This is a genomic window from Proteinivorax hydrogeniformans, assembly GCF_040515995.1.
GTDB lineage: Bacteria > Bacillota > Proteinivoracia > Proteinivoracales > Proteinivoracaceae > Proteinivorax > Proteinivorax hydrogeniformans.
Genome location: NZ_CP159485.1, coordinates 1,254,390 through 1,269,162 on the forward strand (window position 1 = coordinate 1,254,390; position 14,773 = coordinate 1,269,162).

A 14,773-nucleotide genomic window follows, 5' to 3' on the forward strand; every position below is an offset into this window, starting at 1 on the left:
TCAAAGAGGAGGGGACAAGATGGATATAGAATCAGCTATAAATGCAGTCAAAGAAAAAGTCAATATTATTGATTTTATAGGAGAGTACACCGACCTTCAGCGAAAAGGAAACCTTCATCAGGGTAAATGTGTGCTTCATGACGATAAAGACACCCCTTCCCTTACAGTTTATGAAGAAACCCAAAGCTTCTACTGCTTTGGTTGTAAAGCGGGAGGAAGTGTAATAGAGTTTGTAAAGGATTATTATAACTATGACTTTAACGAAGCTATGCAATTTTTGTCCGAGCGTGCAGGCATAGAGGTTAAGTCAGTAGATCCTGCAAAGTATCGTAAGAAAAAAGCAAGAGTACAGCAAAATCAAAGCCAGGTTCAAAACACTAAACAGCAATTAATACAAACGGAAAATACCGGTAAGAGCTACCTTCAAGGACGTGGTTTTTCTGTCGAAACTATTGAGGATTTTGAACTTGGATATTCAAATTCTGATAACTCAATAGTTATTCCAATTCACGATGGATTTGGAAAGGTAGTAGGCTTTAGTAAACGTTTTTTAGACGAAGGGGTAGAACCTAAATATAAGAACTCTCGTAACGATGATGTTTTTAACAAAGCTGAACTTCTATACAATCTTCATAATGCCCGTAAAAATATTGACGATAGCCTCTATGTAGTAGAAGGCTATTTTGATGTTATAAGTTTGTGGCAAAGCGGTATTAAAGCAGTTGTAGGGGTAATGAAAGACTCCATGACCACCGAGCAAGCACAAATAATATCACGACTTTGTAAAAAAGGCAAAACTGTAGTGTTAGTACCTGATAATGATAGCACCGGCCTTAAAAGTGTGGAAAAAAATAAAAAGACCTTATATCAAGTGGATTCAAAACTTGATATAAGGGTAGCATCCTTACCACCAGAACATAAAGATGCCAATGATGTTTTGATGGAGGAAGGCGAGCAGTCCTTAAGAGAAATTTTAGCAGAGCATAAAAGTGCTGATTATATTATTTTAAAGCAGCTTTTAAATGATCAAAGCTCTGCAGAAAAGGAATATATTACTGCAAAAGATTATATTCAAAACAATGTTTATGATGTAATGGTGTTAGAAAACCTTATTAACTATTTAGAAACACGTTGGGACAAACCAAAAGTTCAGATAATGGAGCATTTGGGGTTATCTAAAGAGCTGCCCAATGACCTATTAGCAGAGCAAAAAGTTTTGGGTATTTTGCTTGAGTATCCTGAGAAGCTAGATGAAGTTGCAGATACTTTAAAACCTGAGTTTTTCTACGACAAGACAAACTTACTCCTTTTCCAAAAAGTTTATGATCAATACCAATCAACCGGAGAAGTTACTAAGTTTAATTTATATCTTGATATAATGAAAGATGATTCACTGCAAAATGGCGAGGAGTTATACAAGAAACTGACAGATAACATACCTCCAGTGGAGGAGCTTGGAAAAGCTGTAGATGCCCTAGCTTCTTTACATTCAAAACGTAACCTAATCAAAGCAGCAGAAGAGATAGAAACTATTGTTTCTACTAACGAAAAAGAAAGTGTTGACTCTCTACAATCTATGGCTCAGGAAGTAATTTTTCAAGCCACCGATATGGGCGGAAGCAATAAATCAATATTTAATACCAATGAACTTCTAGCTAATAGATTAGAAGAGTATGTAAAGCGTAAGGAAGGTATGGCGCCCCGTGGTCTAATGACTGGCTACATGTCATTAGATGATTTGACAAACGGGTTTAAAAACAAACACTTAATTATTCTAGCTGCGGCTACTTCTACTGGAAAGACCGCTTTTAGTCTTAACTTGGTGCGTAATGTCCTTAAAAGGAACCTACCTGTAGCATTTGTCAGCCTTGAGATGAGTGCCGAAGAAGTTATGGATAGATTAATCATTCAAGAGCTTAGGATAGATTCCCAAAAATATGAGCAAGGTGATTTATCAGACGATCAGTTTGCTGAGTTTACGGAAAAACTTAACTTGTTATATGATTTACCTTTACGAGTTAGTGACCAAAGGGGAATAAACGTCTCTCAAATAAGGGCTCGTTTGCGTAGGATGAAAGCACAAATGGGAGGATTAGGGCTTGTTGTCATTGACTATCTACAAACAATTTCAATCCCCGAAAATGGCACAACAACAACTTCCCGTGCTGTAGGTGATATAGTTCTACAGCTTAGAAACTTAGCGTCTGAGCTGGATGTGCCCATTATACTTCTTTCACAGATTAACCGTAACTATAGTCAAAGACAGGATAAACGACCTCAAGTTTCTGACCTTAGAGAGTCAGGAAACATCGAGGAGTTTGCCGACATGATTGTATTTTTGTATAGGCATGCAAGAGTTAGTGTAGAAGCTATGGAAGAAGCAAAGGCAGAAGGCAAGGAAAATGACACCGAAGTTATTGTTGCTAAAAATAGAACGGGAAAGACCGGGGTTGCAACGTTGGTGTTTGACGACAGATATCTTCGCTTTGTCGATCCAGCAGGAGAATCTTTGGAAAAAAACATGCCGAATTAAGGTTGACAATAATCGTTATACAACTTACACTATAACCATAATGAAAAGTATCTCGTTAGGTGAGGCTACTATATGAACACAGGCTGTTGCCCAGAAATGTCTAGAGACGCCAATGGGTAGAACAGGCACTGCCGAAATAAGGCATGCTTAACACAGCTGAGCAAAAGCTCTACGTCATATAGTGTCAAAGCCCAAACGTATGAGGTAGGTGAACTATACTATAGTTGTGCCTTTATGCCTTCCTCAATATTTGAGGAAGGCTTTTATAATTTATAATATTCTAAATTTAGGGGTGATAAAAATGACGATGGAAAAAAAAGCTTGGCAAAAAATTCTACGCTATTTGAAAATAAGGGATAAAGCGCGAACGGATATCTTAGAAGATATATTACCCCAAGATATTGCAGAAAAAATAACTGAACTTGAGCCTGAGGAGCAACGAAAGGTTTTTGGTTTGCTAAACGACGAGGAGGCAGCTTTGATTTTAGGTGAACTTGAGCCGTCAGAGCAAGCTCATATCATTTCAGCTATGGATGATAAAAAGTCAGCAGCCATTTTACACCATATGCCCTCTGATGATATCGCAGACCTTTTAGGTGGACTAGAAAATCCAAAGGTGCAAAGTATATTAAAGCATATGCATAAGGAAGATGTTGCCGAAGTTACCGGCCTTTTAAAATACCCAACTGATTCAGCTGGTGGACTTATGACCACTGAGTTTATTGCCTTTAAAGAGACTACAAAGGTAAAGCAAGCGCTTAGCAGATTACGAGAGTTAGCCCCATCTGCGGAAACAGTATATTATCTTTATACAGTTGATGAAGATGATAGATTGGTGGGCGTTACTTCTTTAAGGGAGCTTATAGCTTCATCTGACGAAGAAACATTAGGTCAAATTATGCGTACCAATGTATTATCTGTCAACGCCGAAATCGATCAAGAGGAAGTTGCCAACATCGTACAAAAATATGATTTACTGGCGTTGCCTGTAGTGGATAACGATGAAAAGCTATTGGGAATTGTTACGGTAGATGATATTATGGATGTTATCGAGGAAGAAACAACAGAGGACATCTACCATTTAGTAGGTACATCTGAAAGAGAAGGAAAAAGCTTAGTACACGCAGGCGTCTTAGCAACTTCAAAAGCTAGGCTTCCTTGGTTGATAGTATGCTTACTAGGTGGATTGATTTCAGGTTTTGTTATCGACTCATATGAAGACACACTTGCTAACGTTATAGCCCTAGCATCTTTTATCCCTGTAATTATGGACATGGGTGGTAATGTAGGCTCCCAATCCTCCACAGTCTTTGTTCGTGGTGTAGCAACTGGTGAAATCCTGCCAAAAGACATGTTCCAATATTTCTTTAAGGATATGAAAGTAGGGCTTATCATGGGCTCTGTATGTGGTGTTTCCGTAGCTGGTGCAGCAGCTTTATGGCAGGCAAACCCAATGTTAGGCCTAGTAGTAGGACTTGCCATGTTCTGTACAGTAGCACTAGCTGCAACAATAGGAACGCTAATTCCAATCTTTTTTATCAAACTAGGAGTTGACCCAGCAGTAACAGCAGGACCTTTTGTAACAACAATAAAAGACGTAACCGGACTAATGATTTACTTCTACATCGCCATGACCTTCATGGAATATCTGTAAGGGAAAGTGGAAAGTGGAAAGTGGAAAGTGGGAAGTGGAATGTAGAAATGCGCAAAAAGCTGGTAAGCACAAAGTGCTCACCAGCTTTTTAGCATCATCCCCCTCGAAGAGGTAGGGGTTGACCTCTGTGTCAACCCATCAGCAAATGGGCGGCAAATATGGCAGTGTCCCCCCAGAACCTCGCTGTTACTAAGGTCTTAGGGTGGAATGTTCTTTTACCAACCTCCAACCTCACATCACTAATTACCATTACTTAATTGTAAATTGTCAATTGTAAATTGTAAATTCGCTTTTAATTTAATCTCCTGCTTACTAACCAACTAGGGCCAGGTACTCACAATATTATCCCGGGCTTTGGGGTGGTGATCAGCTGTTTCACCAATGCTTGTCTTTTATGGCTTATGGGTCGCCAGTAATGGTGGGTACTGTCTCTGCAAACCAGCTAGGGATGGCCCAACGCCATAAAACCCTTCACATGGTTCAAAAACGCTTCCCACCAATCAAACCCTAAAATAATATTATGAGCACCTTAAGTGGGCAAAGCAGGACAGGAATGTGTGATAGCCATGTCTTAAGCCACCCCTCGAAGAGGTAGGGGTTGACCTCTGTGTCAACCCATCAACAAATGGCTAGCCAATATGGTAATGACTGTGCCCAATCAAATTCTTACAGTTTTGAGGGTATAAATACCAATATCCAACCTCAAATTACTTATTACCATTACTCATGTAACTAATTTCGTTATCTTTACCGTGGCCAATAAAGGTTTTATGGTTTTATCGTTGATGAAGTGGAAAGTAGAAAGTGGAAGCTGGAGTTCGTTTTGTGGGTCTTGCGCCCTTGTGGGCTAGATCCTTCGGAGTTCCTCAGGATGACATTATCAATTAATAAGGTATTAGTTATAGTGGTTTAATTGCTCGTGTCTCACCGGGTGTTTCCAAAATGGACACCACACATGAACGAGTTTGGACCAAGCATGTAGCCAATTTCGTTATCTTTACCGTGGCCGATAAGGGTTTAGTAGTTAGCAGTTAGCAGGTAGCAAAAGCAATTCCCTTGACCTCTTAAGTCTTCTGCAATAGCCTAAGCTTTTTCCTAAACCATCATTAAAACCGGGTGTTTCCAAAATGGACACCACGCATGAACGAGTTTGGACCCAGCATGTAACTAATTTCGTTATCTTTACCGTGGCCAATTAAGGTTTTATAGCCTTTAAAGTAAGCTACCAACCCCCAACCTCATATCACTAATTACCATTACTTAATTGTCAATTGTAAATTGTAAATTGTAAATTCGCCCTTGAACTCCTAAATATCTAACCAACCAACTTTATTCAATCCTAAACATTGATATAAAAGGAAAAAAATGATATAATCATTGAATAATAAAAAACAGAACTAATATATAAAGTGGAGGTCAGTAAATATGGTACATACTAGTATTGCAGAAATCGCTAAATACAATGGCAAAGAAGTGACACTTAAGGGCTGGCTGTACAATTTGCGCTCAAGTGGCAAAATCCATTTTCTACAAGTGCGCGACGGTTCCGGATTTATTCAAGGTGTTATGGTTAAGAATGAAGTAGGCGAAGACCTATTTAATAAAGTTAAAGAAATGTCACAAGAATCATCTGTGATAGTAGAGGGCGTAGTAAAAGAAGATGATAGGGCGCCATCAGGATATGAGCTGACTGTAAATAACGTCAACCTAGTAGATAAAGCTGATGAATACCCTATTTCTAAAAAGGAGCATGGTACAGACTTTTTAATGGACCATCGCCATCTGTGGTTACGTTCCCCAAGACAGGTAGCTATTATGAAGATAAGAGATACCCTAGTAAAAGCAACTAGAGACTTTTTCCACAAGGACGGCTTCACTTTAGTTGACGCTCCAATCCTTACCCCTTCGTCCTGTGAAGGAACAACTACCTTATTTGAAACAGACTACTTTGATACCAAAGCTTATCTAAGTCAAAGTGGACAGCTATATATGGAGGCCGCTGCACTAGCCCTAGGAAAGGTTTACTGCTTTGGACCAACCTTTAGAGCGGAAAAGTCTAAGACGAGACGTCACTTAATAGAGTTTTGGATGATAGAGCCTGAGATGGCATACGTAGAGTTTGAAGAAAACCTAGAAATCCAAGAAAACTACCTAACATACATTGTTAGCGAAGTGCTTAAGCACAACAAAAAAGAGCTTGAAACCCTTGGCAGAGATATATCAAGGCTTGAAGCAATCAAAGCACCGTTTCCACGTATTACCTATGACAAAGCTATCGAGCTACTTCAAGAAAAAGGCGAAGAAATTAAGTGGGGCGAAGACTTTGGCGCACCACATGAGACTATAATTGCTGAGCATTTTGAAAAACCTGTATTTGTAACTCATTATCCAACAGAAATCAAAAGCTTTTACATGAAGCCAGACCCTAAGCGTCCTGAAGTTGTGCTAGCAGCTGATCTATTAGCACCAGAAGGCTACGGCGAAATCATCGGAGGAAGCGAAAGAATCTCTAGCCTAGATTTACTTATGGAGAGAGTAGAAAGTGAAAACTTACCTCTAGACGCTTATCAATGGTACATCGACTTGAGAAAATACGGTTCAGTGCCTCATTCAGGCTTTGGGCTAGGACTTGAGCGTACTGTAGCATGGGTATGTGGTTTAGAGCATATAAGAGAGACAATTCCATTTCCGAGAATGCTTAACAGAATGTATCCTTAGCTAGAGGCTGGGATGTGCCTACGATAAACCAAAATCTCAAAACGTGACCCACACAACGCTCTCTAAGAAGTAGTGGTTGATCTCACGGTTCTAATCATCTAAAGTAGATGATTAGAACCGTTTTTTATTGTTGTGGCGATATATGTCCCGCCTCATTTTCCTGAAAAACTTTTATATGTTATACTGTTTTTAAACCTAAGTCAACAATTATATTGTATAAAAACCTCTGTCATATAATTAACATTTTTGTACTTTTTGTAACAGAAATATCAATAAAATAATAGAGGACTTTATCAATAGCGTGTTGAAAATATTTAACATAAACCTTTGTTGAAAACTTTAAAGGGAGGATACAATAAATGGGAGATAAAATGCAAGTTGTTATGAAAAAAGAAGCGAAATCAGGTGCTACTTTAGGAACCAAAGAAATTCCAAAGCCTAAAGCAGACGAAATACTAGTAAAGGTCATGGCTACCTCAATTTGTGGAACCGACCTTCATATCTATAACTGGGATGAGTGGTCTCAAAACAGGATAAAGCCACCATATGTAATGGGGCATGAATTCAGTGGAGAGGTTGTAGAAGTTGGCGAAAATGTCACTTCTGTAAAACTTGGCGACATGGTATCTGCTGAAACTCATATCGTCTGCAACGAATGTGAACTATGCAGAACTGGTCAAGCTCACCTATGCGAAGAAACCAAAATCTTAGGAGTAGATATCGACGGAACTTACGCCGAGTATGTTGCACTTCCAGCAGAAAACGCCTGGGTAAATCCAAAGGATATCGACCCTGCTTACCTTGCAGTTCAAGAGCCGCTAGGAAATGCAGTACAAACAGTTTTAGCTGGTGATATAGTAGGTAAATCAATAGCTGTTGTGGGCTGTGGACCTATCGGCATTTTTGCAGTAGCTGTTGCAAAAGCTTCTGGTGCTTCAAAAGTTATTGCGTTAGAGGTAAATGAATATCGTATGGAACTAGCTAAAAAGCTAGGCGCTGACGTAGTAATCAACCCAATAAACGAAGACCCTGTCGAAAAAGTACTAGCTGAGACAGAAGGGAAAGGCGTAGATGTAATTGCTGAAATGTCTGGAAACCCGACAGCTATTAAACAATCACTTAAATACGTAAAATTAGGTGGAAGAGTGTCAATGCTTGGAATACCTAATGGAGAGGTGCCTATAGATATTGCAAATGACGTTGTATTTAGAGGTATTACTATCCAAGGTATAGCTGGTAGAAAGATGTATGAAACCTGGTATCAAGTAAAGGGACTTCTACAATCAGGCAACCTAGATATAGAATCTGTAATAACTCATCGCCTGCCAATGAAAGACTTCAAAAAAGGATTTGAACTTATGCAATCTGGTAACTGTGGTAAAGTAGTGCTTTATCCTCAAGATAAATAAGTTTTTGAAAGGAGAAGATATCTATGAGTAATGTACATGAATTAAACTATCTAAAAGAAAACATACAACAACTAAAAGAAGAAGGTGTTTACAGAGAACTGCCTATCTTAGAAGGACCAAACGAGTCCGAAATCATTTTAAATGGCAAAAAAGTGATCAACCTTTCTTCTAACAACTACCTTGGTTTTGCTAACCACCCTAGGCTTAAAAAAGCTGCTGTTGATGCAGTAGAAAGCCATGGTGTTGGAGCAGGCGCTGTAAGAACTATTATCGGGAATATGGATATTCATGAAAACCTAGAAAAAAGATTGGCTGAGTTTAAAAGAGAGGAAGCCGTAATGGTATTCCAATCTGGGTTTAACTGTAATGCAGGAGCTATTCAAGCTATTACTCAAAAAGGTGATCTAATTATCTCAGACGAATTAAATCACGCTAGCATTATCGACGGATGCCGCTTAAGTAGAGCTGACAAAACAGTCTACAAGCACAGCGATATGGAGGATTTAGAAAGAATCCTTAGAGAAAGAAGAGATGATTACAACAACGTTTTAATTATCACTGACGGTGTATTCAGCATGGATGGAGACATCGCTCCTCTTCCAGAAATAGTGGAGCTTGCGGAAAAATATAACGCAATGACTTATGTAGATGATGCTCACGGTTCAGGTGTACTAGGAGAAAGTGGTCGAGGAACAGTTGATCACTTTGGGCTTCACGGTAGAGTAGACTTTACCATCGGTACACTTTCTAAAGCTATCGGAGTAATCGGAGGCTATGTAGCAGGTAAAAAGACTATGAAGCAATGGCTTAGCCATCGTGGTCGCCCACTTCTTTTCAGTACCTACCTGCCTCCAGCAGCAGTAGCTCCAATCACAGAAGCTGTTAACATGCTAATGGAAACCACCGAATACACAGACAAACTATGGGACAATGCAAAATATTTCAAAGAAAAACTATCAACCCTTGGCTTTGACCTAGGCAAAAGCGAAACTCCTATAACCCCTGTTATTATCGGTGACGAAGCAGAAACCATGGAGTTTAGCAAAAAACTTTTAGATAACGGAGTTTTTGTATCCGGCATTATCTTCCCTACAGTACCTAAAGGTACAGGAAGAGTGCGTTGCATGGTTACTGCAGGACACACAAAAGAGCAGCTAGACAAAGCAGTGGAGATTTTCCAAAAAGTTGGTAAGGAAATGAATGTTTTAAAATAAGCACAAAACCCCAGCTACTAAAAAAATAGTAGCTGGGGTTTATTATTACAAAATGTTATCTTTTTAAGTCGAAAAAAGCTTGGTATTTCTTGTCATAAAACCACATAAAAAGATGAAAACAGTAGCATGATGAAGATAAAGAGAGCATAGACCCTAAAAAGACCACTAGAAGCATTTCTCGGGCAATATTGGCAGTTTATGAAGGTTTTGCATCCCTTGCTTTACGATAGCGTTTGTTTAGAATACAAAAGTTTTAATAATGTGTTACAATAATAATATAATAAATGTTACTTTTTAAACATCGGTATAAACTAAAGGGGGGCTCGCAAATATTGAAGCTTGGCATAATTGGAGGCATGGGACCGTTGGCAACTGCAGAACTTTTTAAAAGGATAGTAAATAAATCAGATGTTCAAATAGATCAACAGCATCTAAATATACTGATAGACAATAACACTGCCATTCCTGATCGCACTGCTTATGTATTAGATAAAGGCCCTGACCCAACTTTTGAGTTAATAAAAACTGCTCGTAGATTAGAAGAAATGGAATCCACCTTTCTTGCCATGCCGTGCAACACTGCCCACGTTTTTTATGAGGAAGTACAATCTAAAGTAAACATCCCAATTATAAACATGGTGGATGAGACCTGCAAGTATATTAGCTCGCTCTTTGCTCGAGGTACAAAGGTTGGAATTTTAGCAACCGATGGTACTATAGCCTCAAAAGTTTATCATGACGCCTTAAAAAGCCATGGACACATCCCCCTTTCACTAGATAAAGACTGTCAGCAATATATCATGGATATCATATATAGCATAAAAGCAGGTAAAGCACCCATTAGCCGGCAACACTTCGATAACTGCACTAATTTGTTGATAAGACAAGGTGCTAAGCCAATCATTTTAGGATGTACTGAGCTTTCCATTTTAAAAGAGCATTTTAAGTTAAGTAATCCATTTATCGACCCCCTTGATATTTTGACTAGGTCTATTCTGAAGCATGCTAAAATAAAAGAAAAATAAGTAAAATAAAAAGACCAAGGTGGAGCCTAAAAGTTAAACCTAACGGAGTAGAAACTTACTCCGTTTTTTTATTTTTTCACACAAAAATAGAGGTTTTTTGTAAAAAAATGTCGAAAACAAAAGCGACAGTTAAAAGCAAAATTGCTAAGTAAAATGAGGCTTGTTGAGGGGTGTATAAAAGAAATGAGATTTTATATCAAAAAAAACAGCGAAACAGATAAATATAATGAGATTAGATCTAGGTTTTTATTAACACATATAATACTTGCTCTTGGTTTGATAATATCAGTTATCTTTATAACCTTTGCATTTAACACACAGACTAGAATACATAGCGAAAAATCTGCATTTACAAACCTTTGTTTTAGCTATCTACAAACATCAAGTGAAATGACTGAACATTCAAGACGAATTGGAGTACTAGAAGATTACAGCTCCTTAGAAGAGTATCAACAGCTTTACTTAGATGGAGGTAGAGAGGCTACATTAGTACAGCTATTAGACAAGGCACAAAATCAAGCGCAACAAGAAATTGTTTCTAAATTAAAGTCTAAGGCGCAAGACCTAACGGAAAGAGAACATAAAATTATTTATCTGTCCTCTGAGTTAAGAGAGCATGAGAACGTACTTTCACTGAGAGTGTCTAATTACGAAAACCCCGACAATAGATTACTCGCTTCTACAGAGCCTTTTTATATTCTTGCAGCAAATGATAATTTTAATGTTGATATAGACTTAAGTGAGCTAGAAGGTTTTACTGTAGAAACGTTGTTTAGCAATGATTATGAAGAAACAAAACACCAAGAACAAAGCCTGATAAATAAGTTGCAGACAGCTTACCAACAGTCCAAATCAAGAGACTTAAAATATGCCGAAAGACAGGGTGTAATTTCAATTGCTTTACTTACAATTATCACCTTTTTAATTCCCATAATTGGAGTTACTGATCTTAGAAAAAAGGTTAAGATACGAGAAGATTTATACAAGAAAAAAGAACATCTTGATGTGACATTAAGAAGCATTCAGGAAGGGGTTATGTCAACAGACCCTTATGGTAGAGTGATGACTTTGAATAAAACAGGAGAAAATATCCTAGAAATTGATAAAGAAAAAGTCGCAGGAAAGAGGATTTGGGAAGTTCTTTCTATTTTCTATCCAAATTGCAAAAAACCTATCAACTTGTTCACGATTCATCGTGGTAAGGGAATTACTAGCCTAAACAAACAGCGTCATTTTAAGCTAAAAACTTTATCTGGCAAAACAAGAAATATAGTGCTCAAATGTTCTAAGCTTTTAAACGAAAATGGGGAACAGTCCCAAGGGTATGTAGTTGCCTTTGCTGATATAACTGATCAAATAAAGTTAGAAAAAGAAATAATGAAAAATAAGAAGTTAGAATCGTTAGGAGTTTTAGCTGGCGGTCTAGCTCATGATTTTAACAATCTATTAACCATAATCAAAGGGAATTTATCGCTAGCCAGCCAAGGAAAACCAAAAACTGAACACATTAAAGAAACAGAGAAAGCCTTAGATACAGCACAAGGTTTGACCTATCAACTGTTGACGTTTTCAAAAGGGGGATCACCAGTAAAGGAAACTGCCACCCTAAAAGAGCTTATAGTTGAATCGGCTAGTTTTATATTAAGAGGTTCTTCGATCAAATGCGTATTCGATTTAAATGAGAATATTTGCCCGGTTGAAATAGATAGGGGGCAAATAAACGCTGTGTTAAACAACCTGCTAATTAACGCCATCCAGTCGATGGATAATGGTGGAACAATCAAAATTACCGGCAACAACACTGAAATTACAGAAGAAAGCTTTATACCACTTGCTGAAGGAAAGTATGTAAAGATTTCTGTAATTGATGAAGGGGTAGGTATATCAAAAGAGGATTTAGAAAAGGTTTTTGACCCCTTCTTTACAACAAAAAAAGAAGGAAGTGGGCTAGGGTTACCTTCATCATTTTCAATAATTAAAAATCATGGTGGTCATATGATCGCTGAGTCGGAATTGGGGATTGGTACCACTATGAGTTTTTACCTGCCTGTAACAACAAAAAATCTTGTGGGTGGGGTACAAAAACTACCTTTCGAAGAGGAGGATATAACATCTACTATGACTGGCAGAGTTCTTGTCATGGATGATGAGCCACAAATAAGGCGCATATTAGAAATAATACTAACAAATAGAGGTTTTGATGTTGAGGTAGTAGAAAATGGTGAGCAGGCAGTACAAGAAATAGCCTCCTGTACCGATAACGAAGACACTTATGATTTAGTAATAATGGATTTAACAGTCAGAGGGGCAATGGGAGGAAAGCAAGCGATAGAAAAAATTAAGAAAATAGACCCAACCATTAAAGCTATTGTTTCAAGTGGATATTCAAATGATCCAGTAATGGCGCGCTTTAAAGATTACGGATTTGATGGTTATGTAATCAAACCGTTTAACGCAGATGAGGTCTTAGCAGCTATATCAAAGGCATTAAATAAAAACTAACTTGCATCTAAAGTGCAGTTAATGGTAGTATTTAGTTGACACTATGTAATACATTTAAGAAAGGTGGTGACATTTACCATGTCTAACCAAAACACCAAAGTAGTAGTAGGAATGTCAGGAGGAGTTGACTCCTCTGTTACCGCCTTACTATTAAAAGAGCAAGGATATGATGTGATCGGCGTTTTTATGAAAAACTGGGATGAAAAAAAACTTAGCGGTGTTTGCACCGCAACAGAAGACTATAACGATGTCAGAAAAGTCTGTGACCACATAGGCATACCCTACTACACAGTAAATTTTGAAAAAGAGTATTGGGATAGAGTATTTACCTACTTTTTAAACGAGTACAAAAGAGGGCGAACTCCAAACCCAGACGTAATGTGCAACAAGGAGATAAAGTTTGCCGCGTTTTTGGACTATGCTTTAAAGATCGGGGCGGACTATCTAGCTACAGGCCATTACGCCCAGGTTCGCTACGAAGATGGAGAGTATAAGCTGATAAAAGGTATAGATAGTAACAAAGACCAGACCTATTTTTTAAATGCACTAAACCAACAGCAGCTTTCTAAAGCCATGTTCCCAATTGGCGATATAGATAAGAAAAAGGTAAGAGAAATCGCCAAAGAAGCTAACCTACCAACAGCTAATAAAAAAGATAGCACAGGAATTTGCTTTATAGGTGAGCGGAATTTCAAAGAATTTCTGCAAAACTATCTACCAGCAAAACCAGGTCCTATGAAAACATTCGACGGTGAAATAAAGGGGCAGCATCAAGGTTTGATGTACTATACCCTAGGCCAAAGAAAAGGACTAGGAATTGGTGGCTCAGGTACCGGCGAGCCATGGTTTGTTATTGAAAAGGATCTTAAAAATAACACCCTATATGTAGAACAAGGAGAGCACCCAAGACTTTACAAAAAGTCCCTAACAGCCACAGACCTCCACTGGGTAAGCGACAATCCAAAGCCAAAAGAGTTTGATTGCCACGCAAAGGTAAGATACCGTCAATCAGATCAGAAATGTAAAGTAATACTAAAAGATAACAACACCTGCGAAGTAATATTCGAAGAAAAACAAAGAGCAGTAACCCCAGGTCAGGCAGTAGTATTCTACCAAGGAGAAGAATGCCTAGGCGGAGGGATAATAGAAAGCGCCCAATAAAACCCAGCATAAGCTGGGTTTTATTGTAGGTGGAAAGATGAAACTGCTATCAGCAGCTAGTAGTTAGTAGTTAGCAGGTAGCAAAAGGCAAATCCCTTGACCTCCTGAGTCTGCTGCAATAAGACTAAGCTTATTCCGATTAAGTAGAAAGTTGGAAAGTTGAAAGTGGAAAGTGGAAATGCTAAAAAGCTGGTGAGAACAAAGTGCTCACAAGCTTTTGCGCTACCCCAATCAACCAAGGGACTCAGGGACTGGTATGCCGTACCACCGCTTCTCAGTGGGACGTCCGTACCTGTCCCTCGCGTCCTGAGATGGCAACTGCATAAGTTTCCCCCTCGAAGAGGTAGGGGTTGACCTCCAGTCTGTGTCAACCCATCAGCAGATGGGCGGCAAATATGGCAGTGCCCACTAGAAAACCTACCATAGGGACATTGCATGACCTCCCCTAGAATAACACTAAAAAAATGAGTTTAGACCATGTAGTTCTAGTAAAGATAGAGGGCCAGAGCAAGAAACCAATATAAAAAATGGCCGCGAAAACGTATAAACCTGCTTAT

Annotated in this window: 8 protein-coding genes and 1 riboswitch; all 8 genes read left to right on the forward strand. The window is 38.5% G+C overall.

The features are described from left to right. Nucleotides 1-19 precede the first annotated feature (19 nt). The 8 genes from PRVXH_RS06070 (at nt 20) to mnmA (ending at nt 14,216) form a co-directional block, all read left to right on the forward strand. Nucleotides 20-2,533: a DnaB-like helicase C-terminal domain-containing protein gene (locus PRVXH_RS06070; RefSeq protein ID WP_353894409.1), complete on the forward strand. Its 2,514-nt coding sequence runs from the start codon at nt 20-22 to the stop codon at nt 2,531-2,533. Between the two features lie 44 nt (nt 2,534-2,577). After that, nucleotides 2,578-2,744, forward strand: a riboswitch (M-box (ykoK) riboswitch). A gap of 90 nt (nt 2,745-2,834) precedes the next feature. Continuing rightward, complete coding sequence (gene mgtE / locus PRVXH_RS06075) at nt 2,835-4,187, forward strand: magnesium transporter (RefSeq protein ID WP_353894410.1); 1,353 nt, start codon at nt 2,835-2,837, stop codon at nt 4,185-4,187. A 1,425-nt stretch (nt 4,188-5,612) separates the two neighbouring features. Next, complete coding sequence (asnS, locus tag PRVXH_RS06080; protein WP_353894411.1) at nt 5,613-6,905, forward strand: asparagine--tRNA ligase; 1,293 nt, start codon at nt 5,613-5,615, stop codon at nt 6,903-6,905. Between the two features lie 359 nt (nt 6,906-7,264). Next, entirely contained in the window at nt 7,265-8,314 is a 1,050-nt protein-coding gene (gene tdh / locus PRVXH_RS06085) for an L-threonine 3-dehydrogenase (RefSeq protein WP_353894412.1), read from the forward strand. 23 nt (nt 8,315-8,337) lie between these two features. Continuing rightward, nucleotides 8,338-9,528: a glycine C-acetyltransferase gene (locus tag PRVXH_RS06090; RefSeq protein WP_353894413.1), complete on the forward strand. Its 1,191-nt coding sequence runs from the start codon at nt 8,338-8,340 to the stop codon at nt 9,526-9,528. Nucleotides 9,529-9,860: 332 nt separating this feature from the next. Beyond that, the gene (locus PRVXH_RS06095) at nt 9,861-10,553 is read left to right on the forward strand and encodes an amino acid racemase (protein WP_353894414.1); all 693 of its coding nucleotides are present in this window, start codon (nt 9,861-9,863) and stop codon (nt 10,551-10,553) included. A 183-nt stretch (nt 10,554-10,736) separates the two neighbouring features. Then, the gene (locus tag PRVXH_RS06100; RefSeq protein WP_353894415.1) at nt 10,737-13,055 is read left to right on the forward strand and encodes a response regulator; all 2,319 of its coding nucleotides are present in this window, start codon (nt 10,737-10,739) and stop codon (nt 13,053-13,055) included. Between the two features lie 78 nt (nt 13,056-13,133). After that, a complete protein-coding gene (gene mnmA / locus PRVXH_RS06105) occupies nt 13,134-14,216 on the forward strand; it encodes a tRNA 2-thiouridine(34) synthase MnmA (protein WP_353894416.1) in 1,083 nt (360 codons plus the stop codon). Nucleotides 14,217-14,773 lie beyond the last annotated feature (557 nt).

Coding starts and splice junctions, on each gene's coding strand:
- mgtE (WP_353894410.1), top strand. CDS start 2,835: ATGACGATGGAAAAAAAAGCTTGGCAAAAAATTCTACGCTATTTGAAA.
- PRVXH_RS06100 (WP_353894415.1), top strand. CDS start 10,737: ATGAGATTTTATATCAAAAAAAACAGCGAAACAGATAAATATAATGAG.
- asnS (WP_353894411.1), top strand. CDS start 5,613: ATGGTACATACTAGTATTGCAGAAATCGCTAAATACAATGGCAAAGAA.
- PRVXH_RS06070 (WP_353894409.1), top strand. CDS start 20: ATGGATATAGAATCAGCTATAAATGCAGTCAAAGAAAAAGTCAATATT.
- PRVXH_RS06090 (WP_353894413.1), top strand. CDS start 8,338: ATGAGTAATGTACATGAATTAAACTATCTAAAAGAAAACATACAACAA.
- mnmA (WP_353894416.1), top strand. CDS start 13,134: ATGTCTAACCAAAACACCAAAGTAGTAGTAGGAATGTCAGGAGGAGTT.
- tdh (WP_353894412.1), top strand. CDS start 7,265: ATGGGAGATAAAATGCAAGTTGTTATGAAAAAAGAAGCGAAATCAGGT.